Below are 15,313 nucleotides of genomic sequence, written 5' to 3'. Positions count from 1 at the left end.
TTTAAAAAACCAGTTTAGCAACGGTTATTTCAACTTTTTTTCACACTGGACTCCCGAATCACGAACGTTGAAGGAATAGTGATGTGCCGATGGGGCGCTATCGATCCTTTGTCAATACGATCCAATAAAATTTTAATGATGGCTGTACTTAATTGCTCCAGCGGCTGAACGATGGCTGTAATGGATGGTGAAAATAAACGAAACAAGTCGTGTTCATCAAATGCAATAATACCGATGTCGTCAGGTATCTTTTTACCCATTTCACGAATGGCTTCTAAACCGCTTATGCAAAGGTAGTTTGTTGCGAAAAAAACGGCATCAATAGCTGGATTGGTTTGCAAAAAGTGAATAATTTCGCTCGTGTAGCTTTCTCTATCAGAATCGTATGGCATCTGAAGCACGGTAGGTGTTTGCTCTTTCTTGCGCATTGCCTGAAGATAGCCTTCTAGACGTTCTCTCATCTGACTTTGGGGAGAAGTTAGCGAAATGAAGGCAATGTTCTTAAACTTTTGCTCCAGCAGGTGTTCACAGGCTTCTTCTACAACCTCTCGGTTATTCGTCCCCACGTAATCCGTATCCATGCCTTCCAGCATCCTATCAAAGATCACGACTGGCACCTTGTCGTGTATGACTTCTGTAATGGCTTCTTCCATCTGAACAGGCGGAGCGATAATGAAACCATCTACGTGGGTGTCTTTAAATAATTGTAATACGGACACTGCGTCGTCGGTATTGTTCCGCGTACTGCTGTAAATAATACGGTATCCACTTTTCTTGGCTCGCTCCTCGATCATCAACGCAATCGGCCCGAAAAAGGAGTCGCCGATATTTTCTACTATTAGGCCAATACTATTGGTCTTTCCGGTCGCAAGACTTTTAGCTATATAATTCGGTTTATACCCGATTTCCTTAATATACGCGAGTACACGTTGTTCTTGTTTTTTGCTAATTCTATGGGCTTCGGCTTTTCCATTGATGATGAAGGATACCGTGGATTTCGCCACATTCAGGTGCTTCGCAATATCGTTAATAGAGGTTTTTTTGTTCGACATAGCCGTTTTATCTGCTAACTATTACGCAAAGTACACAAATATCTTCATTTTTTAGAACTTTCTGCTCCAGCGAGCATGAGGTCCAAGTAAAGGGTATGGTCGTCTTTCGCTAACATATCGCACTCAAACAGTGCAAATATTAACAAAAAATGCACTATAATAGTGCATTTCTTTATCTTATAGCTTTGTTCTGTTCGGCCGCCTTAGCTACCATAGAAGGTAATGGAGCGAGAGTTTCTTTTTTCTGAGCACTGCCCTTAGCGCGGCTATCGCCTTTGAGCGTGCAAAATATACCGTATTGGCCGTCGTTCCCAACTCGTCACAGACTTCTTGGATATTTTTTCCCTCCATGATGGATAGTTGCACTACCTGTAGCTGTTGTCGCGGAAGCTTTTTAACTTCGTTGACGATCAATTCGACGAGTTCGGTGTAGATTATATTTCTTAATATATCTTGATCAGGCGCTTCTATTTCCAGAACATCCGCTTCTTCATGGCGGAATTTATTCCTACTGAGTTTAAGGTGGTCAAGACAAGCATTTTTGACGACCAGATAAAGAAACGATTTCACCGGCTCCATGGCCTCAAAATGCGTTCGCCTTTCCCAGAGTTTTACAAAAGCATCGGATACGATTTCCGATGCAGTCTGCTTATCTTTTATAAAACTGTAGGCAAAAAAATGCAGTGCATCCGCTAACTGATCCATTAAGAAACCCAATGCCGTTTCCTTCCCTTTACGTAAATCAGAAATATGCTTATCGGATGCTTCCATACTGATAGGCTTATACGATGTGGTTACATACAAACATACTATAATTAAGTCGAAAATAAAAGCGCAAGCGCCGGATGTACCCCATTTTCAGCGACCTACGATCTATTCCGCCCGAAATGCCCAAAACCATGCCGTTCCCCAAGCGACGGCTCCGGGTTCGGGATACGCCAACATCATCTCATTGCCGTCGAGTATCAAAATATCGTACTCATACACCGCCGCGTTTCCTTCATTAGGAGAGATACCACATAATACCGTTACATTTTTTGTCGTTAATTTTCCCTTTGCCCAAACGGTGCCATCCTCCATGGTTAACTTTTTTGTCATATCAAAAGTATAAGTCCCGGTTATACTTTCTCCATTTGCTTTCACTTTCGTTAGCTTTGCGCCGCGCAGCGAAAAGACCATTTTTGCTCCTATGCCTTCTCCCGGCGCCTGCCCGTCAATAGCAGATTCCTGCAATGTCCACCAGGCAGGTGCAAAACTTCCAAGATAGCCCCCATTTCCCCACACAGCCGGCTTAGTGTTATCCCACACCCAATTTTTCTCGCCCCCGTCGGTTAAGAAAGCCCATTCGGGAGGAACCGGGAAAGACAGTTCATCCACCGACACCTGCAGGGACTTGCTGATTTTACTTCCGTCGGCATTCAGGCCGGTAAAAATAATCTCGTTCTCGCCGGTAGTGACCAACAGGACCGTATCGGTCTTCCGCTGGGTCACACCAACCCCATAATCCCATGAAGAAAGCACCGGGCTTGTGTTATTTAGCACCACTTTGTTACTCTTTTTCCCGTCGACCAATACATTCGTCGCCGTGATCTGGAGCTGATCCGCTGTGATGGCAGCGCCCAGTTCCATCTTGTCTTCAATCGGGTCACATCCTATCATTGCAAAACAAAGGATGGATAAGAAGGTATAAAATAGCTTGTTCATCGTCTGTATATTTAAGATTACCAACCTGGAAATTCGTGGGTAGACTCTCCCCACCCCCTATTTTGTGTCAGCACCCCGTCCGAAAGTGCAATCTGTGATGATGGGATAGGCCAAAACCCACCGGTAGCTTCAAACCGGTTCCGGTATCCGCCGCCAAATGCCCGCATCTGGGTATCGATTCCCTTGTTTTTGATCGCTACCCCCTCTTGCTGTGCTAGCGCATCCGCTGCTTCGTGCCAGCGCATCAAGTCAAAGTACCGTAAACCTTCAAAAGCGAGCTCCCAGCGTCTTTCCCGCTTTATTGCTGCCAGTGAAAAGGCCACCTCGGGCAAATTCACACGCTTACGAACCCTGTTTAAGCCGCTATTATCTTCCGCGAGTTCAGCATGCATCAGCAACACATCTGCAAAGCGGATAAGCACCAAATCCTGCGTGTGAGCCAGCTGATAATCTGCGGGCGACGCATTGGCCAGAATAGCGTACGAGGGGATGAGCGCTCCATCATCATATGCGGTAACGGCGATATATTTCTTCTGCCAGAAGCCGGTTTCTTCCATTTGGTTATCCGCACCGTATACATAGCTTTCGAGGTCAGCTTCCACATCGATGATAGAACCTTTCCTACGGATATCGGTCGGCTCTGCCTGGCTCCATTCATTCCACAATTTGCTGTTGACGGGCCCTGCGCCCCAGCCCTGTCCAAAAGGAAAAGTCCCTTCCTGACCATTATTGGATCGCAGCCCCGAATGGAGGTTCATTTGGTTAGAATAGCCCAGCTTATATTGGTCTCCCCAGTCTACCAAGGTTCCAAACTTGACTGCAAATACCGTTTCTTTATGGCCATCACCCGCATATAGCAGGTTATTATCTTGCGCATAAGGATAGTCCTTTTTTGTAAATTCGTTCGTATAGGGCCAAAGATTTCTAAAATCATCCACAAGGTCGTGTCCGCTGTTATTTATACAATCCTTTAACCACGCTATGACATCTCCTTTGCTTACGGTTCCTCCGGAGGCCAGCGGAAGTTCAGCTTTCTGGTAATATCCCGTATAAAAAAGGAAGACACGCGCCATCAGTGCCTGTGCGGCCCACTTTGTCGCATGCCCGGAAGCTACGCTGTTGTATGGAGCCGACGGCATCATTTCAATAGCCGTTTTCAAATCCTCTGCAATAACTGCATACGTTTGTTCAGCCGGTGTCTTTGGCACATTTTCGACCAAGGTGGATGTCAGCAGCGGCACCTCGCCAAATAGCTGGGACAGTTCGAAGTAATAGAGTGCGCGCAGGAAATACACCTCGCCCAGCAGCTGATTCTTCTGCGCTTCGTTTGTCCATCCGGTAATATTATCGATGGATTCGATCGCCATATTTGCCCTAAAAATGCCTTGATATCTCGCTGTCCAGAACGGCAGGAAGCGATCCGGCTGGGTATTCATCAAGTGGTCGAGTCCCTGCATATCCCGGTCATTCTCCCCACCCCCTCCGAAGCGGTCGTCCGAAGCGAGTTCGGCCATATAAAAATGGGAGTGCTGCACATCCGACACGGCGCTGTTCAGGCTCGTATATATACCGTTCAGCATGTTGTTGGCATCCGCAACGGTAACCGGAAAGTTCCCGGTATTCTTTTTATCAAAGCTCTCTGTATCCAGGAATTTCTCACAGGAAGTCAGTGTTGCCCAAACGAGTAAAATTAAGCATATCTTTTTCATACTCCATTAAAATTTAAGGTTTAAACCAAACATGACTGTTCGCGGTTGCGGATAGAACCCCAAGTCAATTCCAGATACCCACGACTGATCGTCCCCATAGCCGATTTCAGGATCCATCCCGCTATATTTTGTAAACGTGAAGAGATTTTGTACGGTCGCATATAGCCGCACCTGGCTAAACGGCGTATTTTTCCATACTTGTTTCAGGTCGTATCCCAGCGTCACGTTCTGTATCTTTACAAAGTCCGCATTTTCGATATATATATCCGATATGTACTGGTTATTGGTATGGCTGCCGCTGGTTAGTCTCGGTAGCCTATTGGAAGTCCCTTCGCCATGCCATCTTTCAAAAATATCGGTGGTGTAGTTCTGCAAAGGGCTATCCGCAAAAGAACGGTACGATTTAGCCACTTGATGTCCGAAAGAGCCAATGGCAGTCACCGAGAGGTCGACACCTTTGTATCCCACATTCAGGTTCAGTCCGCCACTAAAATCCGGGTGCGGATTACCGATCATTGTCTTGTCTGCATCGGTAATCCTGCCGTCGCCGTCATGATCTACAAAAATGACGTCGCCGGGCTGGGCGTTCGGCAACACACCGTGCCCTGTCGCCCTAAGCGCTTCAATCTGCTCCTGTGTTTGGAAAATACCATTCGTTTCGAAGCCATAAAAATAGCCGATAGGATAATGTACCTGTGCCCGGTACATCCGTTGGGTAGACTGGCTCAATACGTTTTCCTCTCCATGAATGATACCCTCGTCGTTGTCGATACGCAAGACTTTATTCTTGTTATAAGCGCCATTTATCCCTATACCATAGCGAAAGTCTCCTTTGGAATCGTTCCAGTTCAACCCTATTTCGACCCCTTTATTCTCCACATCACCGCCATTGACAAAACGGCCTAATGTACCATACGTTCTCAGTACCGGCACAAAAACGAGCCAATCTTTTGTCAACTTTCTGTACCAGTCAAAAACAAAGGCCAGCCTATTGTTCAAAAATCGGGCATCCAAGCCTATATTCAGCTGTTCAGAGGTTTCCCAGGAAATATCCGGTGTGGGCGTTACATCCGCATACGCTCCCCTGTTCAAGGTTGTCTTATTATTTCCAAAATAGTAGCCATTTTTGTTATCGATCGCAATGGTGGGGAGAAACTGGAAGGGGTCGATACTCGCATTTCCATTTTGGCCCCAGCTTGCGCGCAGCTTCATAAAATCCATAAAACCATTATCCTGCAAAAACTCCTCGTTGGTCATGACCCATCCTGCCGAAGCAGAAGGGAAATACCCCCAGCGGTATCCCCTCGCGAAATTGGAAGACGCATCTGCCCTTAGAATAAGCGATGCCATATAGGTTTCCCTGATGTTGTAATTGACACGCCCAAAATAAGACGCGATCCTAAATTCCGGGAGATGCATCCCACCAACCGTCGGGATAAAGCCCTCGTATCCCTGTCCATTCCCTACCCAGGCTTTATCCCATTGTCCAGGGAATGAAGAGTTTGCCGTCGTGACGCTCAGGTTTTCGCCTAAGCCTTCCTTTTCGATCGATTGCCCGATGACCACATCCATCTGATGATCCTCAACCGGGTTTAGGGCATAGCTCAATGTGTTTTCCCATAAAATCTTATGTACTATTTCTTGGTTTTGGGAGATGTCATCGATGGGATTCGTCAGCGTCGTTGAAAGCGCATATACAGGCGTGTATTGCCGATAAGAGGAAGCATTTAGGCGATATCCAAAATTAGATCGGAAAATTAAGTTTTTTATCGGTTGGAATTCCAGATAAGCATTTGCCGAAAGGCTGTGGCTCTTGCTCAGGTTCTGTCCGCGCCTGTAGTCCATCTCCGCGATCGGATTTGCTGTTGCACCATCAAATATCCATTTATCAGCCACTTTACTTGCCTGGTCGTAATAGCCCCCGTTTTCGTTGTAGACCGGGAGTAAGGGATTCCCGACCAACGCATTATGTATATCGTTCCAATAGATATCCCCAATCCCGATCCCTGAACGTTTGTTGAAGCCGTAATTCACATTTTCTCCAAACTTGAGCAGCGTAAAATCATCATTTTTGAGCAGGATATGCTCGGAGTTGATCCGTGCCGTATGGCGTTGGAAATTAGGCTCGACGGGCGCGCCCATAATCCCCTCTCTATCGGTGATGGAATAGCCTAACGAATATTTCGACAACTCATTTCCTCCCATGATATTAATGGCCGTATTATGCAATATCGCATTGTCATTATGGATTTCCTTCAGCCAGTTTGTTCCGTTCCACGTGCCGTCCATAATCTGCCCGTATTGTTTCGGGATGAGGTTAGCCCAATCGTATGGTTCGGCTCCCTCATTGAACCGCCGTTCATCCTGGATAGCCATATACTCCCGTGCATTGAGCAGAGCCGGAAGTTTATAGGCATTCTGGAATCCCAGATAACTATCAACATGGATGGTTGTACGGCCTTCCCTTCCCTGCTTGGTCGTGACCAATACCACCCCATTTGCGGCCCTGGATCCGTAAATGGCCGCAGAAGCGGCATCTTTCAGCACATCAATAGACTCTATATCGGCAGGGTTGAGCATATTGATATCACCTCCCGTCACCCCATCAATAACATACAATGGCCCAGAATTGGCGATCGTCCCTAAACCACGTACAATCACCTTAAAACTTTCGCCAGGCATGCCCGAGGACTGTGTAATCTGCACGCCAGGGGATTGACTCTGCATTGCTTCCAGTATACTAGGTGTACTTAATTTCTGCAAATCTTCACCCTTCACCTGTACACTCGCACCCGTGGTCAGTCTTTTCTTCTGCGTACCATAGCCCACAACGACTACCTCGTCCAAATCGCCCAAACTAGCCTTTAGTGTCACACGCACTGTTTGCTGCGCACCGATTTTTATCTCTGCCGCGAGGAAGCCCACAGAAGATACGCGAAGCACATCATTCGCGGCCTTCACGGTGACCGAAAAATCCCCTTGCTCATCGGTGATGGTTCCCTGATCTGTGCCAACGACCAAGACGGAGGCGCCCTGAATGGGTTGCCCGCGCTCATCAGCAACACGCCCCGTCACTATACGTTCCTGTACGGTCTTGTTTGAGCGTACCGACGGCTCTACCTTCCCTGTACTTCGGAGAATAATGGTCCCATCGGCTATTTCCCAACGAATAGGCTGCCCCTCTACCACGGTCTTCAATGCTTTTTCCAACGGCACATGTTTTATATTTACTGTAATTTTGGTATTTGCCAGTCCCTTTCCCTTGAGCAGGAAAGGGACACCACTTTGTTCTTTTATGGATCCCATAACCTCCACGAGTGGCTTTTCCACCACCTGTAAAGAGACATGCTGCGCGAATCCATTAGCCGTGAGTTTAAAAGCGCTCCATAGGGTAAGCAAAATAGTTAACTTCATCAGGATTATCCAACGTTTTGTTCTCGATGGGGCAGGCCGTCTGCCCCCATCTTTGTGTCTGATCGTTTTTCTTTTCATTGTCGGTTTATTTGGTATCTATTGTTCCCTAACTATCAAATTCAGGTTCCCATCTTTTTTTTGCAGTTTAAATTTCAAACCACTTTTCTCGATGATACGTAGTACCTCCTCCAGATTCTTATTCCTGTCTATCTCCCCATAGAAATATGTTGGCGGGATCTGCTCCCCGTAGCTGACGTCAATGGCATACCATCGGCTTATCGCTTTCATCAGATCACGTAGTTCTGTTTCATAAAAAAGAAATTTATCATCCTTCCATGCGACAAAGCCTTTAACATCCACCTCCTGTTGACGGATTTCTCCGTTCCCGGATATTGCCTGCTGATTGGGTTTTAAGTGAACCGATCGGTTTTCCGTTTCTATACGGACGGCGCCTTCGACGAGGGTCGTCACGGCATGCGTATCATCCGGGTAAGCCGATACATTGAACGCTGTCCCAGTAACTAGGATTTTTTGGTCTTCACAAAGGACTTCAAAAGGCACGCGCCCGTTATTGTCCATAACAGATGCCACCTGAAAATAACCTTCGCCCACCAACTTTACTTTCCGATACCGCTTATCGAATACCAGTGGATAAACTAATGTAGATTGCGCGTTCAACCACACGGTCGTTCCGTCTGAGAGCGTAACGCTATATTTGCCCCCTTTTGGTACCTGTACAGTCGCATGTATCTGAGAAATTTCATTCTTTTCCATGGACAACAGGGGGGTGCCATCGGTGTATGTGAGTTGATCGTCGAGGACAATACCCTCTTTATCCCCTCTCAGGTTTATCTTCTTACCGTTCGATAGTACAAGTGTTGCTTTGTTTGTTCCGGGCTGTATATGGGCAACGCTTATTTCGCTGTCTGCAACGGGCGAGCCTATCCGGAAATAAGCCACGAGTCCTGCTACCAACAATACAGCGGCAACGGCACTATAGATAAAGTAGAACTTTCTTTGGCGTTTTTTCGCGCTTTTGTCTCCATCTACCTTGTCCAGCGTATGCTGCTTTAGATTGTGTAGCCAGTCCGGCCCTTTATCTTCTTCCAGCATCATCCAGGATAGACCATCCTCAAAAAGAGACTCCCCCTCGATAAGCGATTTAAAGAAAGCTGCGTTTGCCGGGGATTGCGCACACCATTGTTCGAGGATAATACGCCCTTGCGGTGTAATATCTCCGTTCATATATTGTTTGATAAGCTCGGCTATCTTGGATGTAGCTTTCATGTTTATAGTGGTTGTTCACCAACTATAACGACGCCCTTAGCAAAATCTTAGCAAAAAATAAAAAATAGGTTGCTACCTTAATACTCCCGTTGGAATGTTCTGAAGGACGAGCGCAATCCAAACGTGAAAATCGTCGAATGATGGTAGTCCCCTGTGACGGTGTTTTTGTTACGGCGATCGATTAAGCCCAGTTCCCAACGAAGGTTATATTTCGGATTCATGACGTACGAAAGACGCAGCTCGTTGTAAAACAAGTTATTGAGGTTTCCTTGTGCTATCCTGAAACCATCCTCCGTCACATCTTCCTTAAATAGATCTACGCCGACGTTACGGGCGTCGGCTGGGTCAAGACCATAACGTGCGTACATGGACTGTCCATAAACTTCCCATCGGTTCCAACGGTAGGTGGCAATTCCCAATGCCTCCCGGAAATTAGCTCCCCGGGGGTGTGCCAATGCTTCCCCATTGCTCGTGTAGTTAATTCGGTTGTTGGGGTGTTGATAGGTATAGGGCGCTGCTTGATTATACTCAACCGTTACATTCAGGTTCGCCACGTCAAATAAATCATACGCTTTTCCACCCAATTGGAAGGCCGTCCGGTGATTGTCGTTGCTTCCGAAACCAAATTTAGAAATATCATCCGCATATAGCTGTCCATAAAAAATATACTTCTGCCAAGGTTGGTATTTTACATTTAGTCCTAAACCACCGTTTGCTTTTCCACCTGTGCCTTGGTTGTTCTGCGCCCAGATCAACGAGTGGAAGAGACCTAGCGTTACCTTTTCACCTGCCAAATAATCCACATACTGGAAAGCACCGTATTTGACGCCATTTCCTAACCGCGTTGAGAAGGGATCATCGACATTCGCTAAACGTGGATTCCGAAGATCGTTCATATACGCCCATATCGAATGATACTGCCATCGCCCAACGGTTCCGGATAAGCGGGCATGTGTGAAATTGTAGGGATTATCAGAAATTAAGACAGACCGATAGCCCTCGCCGATATGGAGTTTATCATAGGCTACACTCACGTTGAATGCATCTGAGAATTGGTAACTCATATTGGCTGTGGCGTTCATCCAATCGTATTTTGCTGTCTCGAGGCCTTTTGAAAACCCTTGCCCTGGTAAATTACCTATAGCGCGGGCCGTACTGTCAATATAGCTCGCATAACGTGCCTGATTCTCATAGAAACTAACAAATAATGAAAACTTCTTATTCACCGAAAGGCCTGCCTGCGCACCACGTGTGTTTGTCCACAAACTTTTGCTATTCGTGCCGCGTTCACCGCCGATGATAAAATCGGGCATGAAGTCCAGGTAAAAGGTATGGTCGTCTTTCGCTACCTCAATCAGGTGCTCATTAAATAGTTTACGGTACCACCAGCTTCGGGTGGTGTCCCGCGGACCAATCTCGTGTCTCGGATCTATGTTCTCTCCTACAAATGGTTTTACCGCCGTATGGGTTAAGCTATCTGCATATATCTGCGACATATGGCGCTGATATTGCTCATAGGAATAGGGCTGGTAATGGATTTGCGATATACCGATTTTCGCAAAAAGCAACCCTATGATTAACAGTATGCAACGCGTTTGTTTCATGCTAGCCCCTAATCTTCGGCTTATTGCTCTTGCCTTTAATAATATTCATGATTCGCTTACGGAACGATACCTCCTGGGTTTCGCCGTAACCATAACCATAGCCATAGCCATAACCATAACCCCGTTTGAAATCCACATCGTTAATGACAACCGCCATGTTATTCAATTTACCCTCTTCGTAGAGTTCCTTCGGAATATTCAATAAGCGTTTGTCTAGGTAGTTCGCGCGTGCTACATAAATGGTCATATCCGCATGCTCGGCGATCAATAAAGTATCGGTTACCATACTTACCGGTGCCGTATCGACAATCACATAGTCGTATTGCATACGACCGTAAGCGATCAAATCCGCAAAGTGGCCGTTCATGAGCAATTCAGCTGGATTAGGTGCAATATAGCCCGAATAGATAATATCGAAATTATACGGTGCTGGTTTTTGAATAACGATATTCGAAACAGACATCTCCGGATTCACGAGATATTGCGTAATCCCGATGTTGGTATGCTGCAAATGCGAAAGTCCCAGATAATCCAATACCTTCGGTGAACGGATATCTGCTCCGATCAATAACACCTTTTTACCGGACATGGAAAGAATCTTTGCCAAGTTCGTTGCGATAAAGGATTTACCTTCGCCGGAAGTAGTCGATGTGACATACAACACAGAGGATTCTTGTTTTTTAGCGCTCCCCAGCATAAAAGAGATATTTGTCCGCAAAATACGAATTGCTTCGGCCAACGAAGACCGGTCATTATCTTCAATGATCGGATGATCTGACGACGGTATTTCACCCAGAATAGGGGCGTGCATAGCTTCTTCAATATCCTTGCGCGAATGGATCTTGTTATCCAGTAAGAACTTGATATAGAGGATACCGAATGGGATTAAAAAACCTAGGATAAGGGCGCCGAGCATAACAATCGGCTTTTTAGGTGCTACAGGAGCCTTGTAACCATAAGCTTCGTCTACAATCTTCAAATTAGCCGGTGTAGCCGCAGCTTTGATCTCGGTTTCCTCTCGCTTTTGTAACAGGAAGAGATATAAGGTCTCCACAATCTGCTGCTGACGTGAAATATCTTTGAAGCCGCGTTCTTGATTCGGCAACTGATTAAGCTTACCTTCGAATTTACTTTTCTGCCCCTGTAGCGCGTCCACGTTGCCCTGTAAGACCTTTCTGTAGTTGTCCAAGGAAAGCTGTAGGTTTTTATTGATTTGCGCGATATTGTTATTTAACTGCTTAACCACCGGGTTATCCGGTGTAGCAGATTTTAATAAGTCATCACGCTCCAGCACCAGCTCATTATAATTATTGATATTGGCCTGTATAGATGGATCTGTAAGCCCAATATTCGAAGGTAAAAGGTTATATTTTGTAGTCGAGGTCGCTTCCCGCATCATGTCGGCGAGGCTTAACTGGGTCTGGTATTCCACCAGCTTCTGTTCATTTTCTGTTGCATTCTGCATATAGAGACGTGCTTCCTCCTGCATATCCATCAAGCTATTCCGATCTTTAAAGTCAGCTACTTTTGAGTCTGCTTCCGCTAGGTCTCGGGAGATCAGGTCTAGACGAGAGGTAATAAACTTAGAAGTTGCTCTTGTAACCTGTGCTTTATCGTAGGTCACATCTTGATTATACTGATCGATAAGCGAATTCAAGATCAATTCCGCTTTTGCAATCAATGGATAATCCATCGAAAAATTAACCAAAAAAGACTGCCTTTCACTATTCGGTGTAACCCGTACCGCGTTACGTAAAATATCCACCGTGATATCAGCAGGGATATAACTGATCTCCAAATCACCTTCCCACAGCTTATTGCTTTCTTGTGGCACCAAGCTTATGGCGCCAATTGGCGTCTCGAGCCTGCTTCCCAATTTATACACTCTCGTTCCTTCCAGCTCATCTTTTATTTTATAACTTTCACCTTTTTTACTTACGGTGAAGGTATACCCTACTGAATCCAAACGAGCATGGTTCGGTTCCAACAGCATCATTTTTAATGGAGATTGAGTTTCTAGAACTTCAGCCGACTTGATATTCCCCTTTATATAATAAGAAAGATAGAGTCGGTTCGTATCAACCACTTTCCGCATCAGTCTGCGAGAGCTCAACACCTCCATTTGGTCGTTCACAAAGGCCGCGGATGAACTACCCATTCCCGTCATGGTAGCCAACTCGGCCAGTCCCGCCATATCGCCAGACGCTTGCTTTTCATCTTGAAGGAGAATTTTGGCGCTCGTATTGTAGATTTTTTGCGCATACCGTAAGTAAACAAGGGCTACAAATAAGCAGGCAAAAACGGAAATAATAAACCACTTCCAATAGAAAGCATATTGTTCAAAAATCTGCTTGAGGTTTAGCTTTGATTCGTCAGATTCATGTACTTGAGGGTAAGGCGTATTTTTCATAAATGCTTTTGCTTCTTCTCTAATTTAGTTAGCGGGTTACAACGGATATGACTGTCACGATCAAACCTATGACTGATACAAAAATCGATGTCGTTGCGGTATATTTCGAATTTTGTATACGTGCGCTATTAGGCTCCACATAGACCACATCGTTCTGTGTTAAATAATAAGCCGGAGAATTCATCGATTCTCTCTTTCTTAAATCCAACCGAAATTCTTCCTTCTTTCCGTCCTGTTCCCGGATAACCAACACATTATTACGTTCCCCATATATCGTCATATCGCCGGCGAGACCCAATGCTTCCAGAATAGTAACACGGTCGTTCTCAATGGTAAAGGTTCCCGGACGGGCCACCTCGCCTAATACCGTCACGCGAAAATTTCGCACAACCATCGAAACTCCAGGGTCCACGATATATTCCCCCACCTCTCGACGCAACAAGTCCATCGCTTGCGTACGCGTTTTCCCCGCCAATTTGATTTTTCCCACTTTTGGAAAATCAATCTCGCCGTTGGCATCGATCGCATAGGTTGGAATAAACGGATTTGTAGCTTGGATGTTTCCGGTGCCCCCTTGATAGGGCGATACCTGATTAAATGGCATCGTTGCACGTACATCATCTGCTGTTATTGAAATAGCCAAGATATCCCCCGGCTGCAGTTTAGGGGCATTCAATTCGTACATGGTATTCAACTCTACCGAATCCGGCTGAAAATAAACTAAGTTCTTTTTGCTTGCACAAGAAGTGCAAAATAAAATAGTGACAGTGAGTAAGGCTAGTACCGAACCGAAGATATGTTTAGACATAAACTTTACTTTTATATAGGGTTGCATTTACAAAAAGCTTTCCAAATTCTGTTTGTGAGCAAAAATAGTATTTTATATTTAAAATAAGCTATTTCCTTTTTCTAACACTAATTCTTGAAGAATTTCTCAATAATCACCTCAATCCTCTCTCTTTCAAGATCCGTTAAGTTTGATCCCGAAGGCAGACAAAGTCCATTATCAAACAAAGTCTCTGCTACTTTAGCTCCATAATATGGACTATCCGCAAAAACAGGTTGTAGATGCATTGGTTTCCACAAGGGACGAGACTCGATATTATCCTTTAAAAAGGCGAAACGCAAATCTTCTCTTGTTTTCCCTACAACAAGAGGGTCAATCACTATAGCGGACAGCCAATGATTTGAAAAGAGATCTTCTGACGGTTCCGAAAATACCCCTACGCCATCGATATCTGCAAATAAATCTACATAGAAATCGTGCATGGCACGTCGTGCGGAAACACGATCAGCCAACACTTCCATCTGTCCGCGTCCGATACCTGCACAGATATTGGACATGCGATAGTTATAACCTATCTGCGAATGTTGATAGTGAGGCGCATCATCACGCGCCTGTGTGGAAAGGAACACCGCTTTATCTTTATCTTCCTGCGAGTGGCATACCAGCGCTCCGCCTCCAGAAGTCGTGATAATCTTGTTTCCGTTAAAGCTTAATACGCCGAAACGTCCAAAGGTACCACATGCTCTACCCTTGTAAGTAGAACCCAGCGCCTCCGCAGCATCTTCTATCACTGGAATATCGAACTCTTTAGCTACTGCCAATATTTCGTCGATTTTCGCAGGCATACCATACAAGTGAACAACGACAATAGCTTTCGGCTTTTTGCCTTTAGAAAAACGGTCCCGAATAGCCTCACGTAATTGTTTTGGGCACATGTTCCAGGTATCCGGCTCAGAGTCAACAAATACCGGAACAGCGCCTTGATATGCTATAGGGTTCGCAGAAGCCGAAAATGTCATGGATTGGCAAATCACCTCGTCTCCATGTGCAACGCCGCATTCGATTAAAGCCAAGTGCAATGCCGCTGTGCCGGCGGATAACGCTGCTACTTTGATGTGTTCCTCTTTTAAAAAGGATTCAATATCATTTTCAAATCCGTTTACATTTGGTCCCAATGGCGCTACCCAATTCGCATCGAATGCTTCATGGATGTACTTTAACTCGTTGCCACCCATGTGGGGGGAAGACAACCATATTTTCTCGTTCATTTCTTGCGTTATATATTATAATACAAATTTATTTATTCTACTTCTTTCTGGTTCTTTTAGGAGATAGCTACCTATCTT

The 15,313-nt window shown here is 45.5% G+C and carries 10 protein-coding genes; all 10 read right to left on the bottom strand.

What is annotated here, in order from left to right; genetic code table 11:
• Positions 1-29: 29 nt before the first annotated feature.
• Positions 30-1,052, bottom strand: coding sequence for a LacI family DNA-binding transcriptional regulator (locus G5B43_RS10850; RefSeq protein WP_165294776.1), 1,023 nt, complete (start codon positions 1,050-1,052; stop codon positions 30-32).
• Between the two features lie 207 nt (positions 1,053-1,259).
• Positions 1,260-1,823, bottom strand: a complete 564-nt coding sequence (locus G5B43_RS10845) for an RNA polymerase sigma factor (protein ID WP_165294775.1) — start codon at positions 1,821-1,823, stop codon at positions 1,260-1,262.
• 102 nt (positions 1,824-1,925) lie between these two features.
• Positions 1,926-2,756 carry a hypothetical protein gene (locus G5B43_RS10840; protein WP_165294774.1) on the bottom strand — a complete coding sequence of 277 codons (831 nt, stop codon included), beginning with the start codon at positions 2,754-2,756 and terminating at the stop codon, positions 1,926-1,928.
• 17 nt (positions 2,757-2,773) lie between these two features.
• The gene (locus G5B43_RS10835) at positions 2,774-4,465 is read right to left on the bottom strand and encodes a RagB/SusD family nutrient uptake outer membrane protein (protein WP_165294773.1); all 1,692 of its coding nucleotides are present in this window, start codon (positions 4,463-4,465) and stop codon (positions 2,774-2,776) included.
• Positions 4,466-4,471: 6 nt separating this feature from the next.
• Positions 4,472-7,879 (bottom strand): TonB-dependent receptor, encoded by a 3,408-nt coding sequence (locus G5B43_RS10830; RefSeq protein ID WP_240904846.1) that lies wholly within the window; start codon positions 7,877-7,879, stop codon positions 4,472-4,474.
• 96 nt (positions 7,880-7,975) lie between these two features.
• On the bottom strand, positions 7,976-9,166 hold the full coding sequence (locus G5B43_RS10825; protein ID WP_165294772.1) for a FecR family protein: 1,191 nt from the start codon (positions 9,164-9,166) through the stop codon (positions 7,976-7,978).
• A gap of 77 nt (positions 9,167-9,243) precedes the next feature.
• Positions 9,244-10,770, bottom strand: a complete 1,527-nt coding sequence (locus tag G5B43_RS10820; protein ID WP_165294771.1) for a gliding motility protein RemB — start codon at positions 10,768-10,770, stop codon at positions 9,244-9,246.
• A 1-nt stretch (position 10,771) separates the two neighbouring features.
• Positions 10,772-13,180: a GumC family protein gene (locus G5B43_RS10815; RefSeq protein WP_165294770.1), complete on the bottom strand. Its 2,409-nt coding sequence runs from the start codon at positions 13,178-13,180 to the stop codon at positions 10,772-10,774.
• Between the two features lie 28 nt (positions 13,181-13,208).
• The gene (locus tag G5B43_RS10810; protein WP_165294769.1) at positions 13,209-13,988 is read right to left on the bottom strand and encodes a polysaccharide biosynthesis/export family protein; all 780 of its coding nucleotides are present in this window, start codon (positions 13,986-13,988) and stop codon (positions 13,209-13,211) included.
• A 107-nt stretch (positions 13,989-14,095) separates the two neighbouring features.
• Complete coding sequence (locus tag G5B43_RS10805) at positions 14,096-15,235, bottom strand: aminotransferase class I/II-fold pyridoxal phosphate-dependent enzyme (protein ID WP_165294768.1); 1,140 nt, start codon at positions 15,233-15,235, stop codon at positions 14,096-14,098.
• Positions 15,236-15,313: the final 78 nt, after the last annotated feature.

Source organism: Sphingobacterium sp. SGR-19 (assembly GCF_011043555.1).
Taxonomy (GTDB): Bacteria; Bacteroidota; Bacteroidia; order Sphingobacteriales; family Sphingobacteriaceae; genus Sphingobacterium.
Note: the sequence above shows the minus strand (reverse complement) of the source record. Positions and strands in the feature narration are given on the sequence as shown.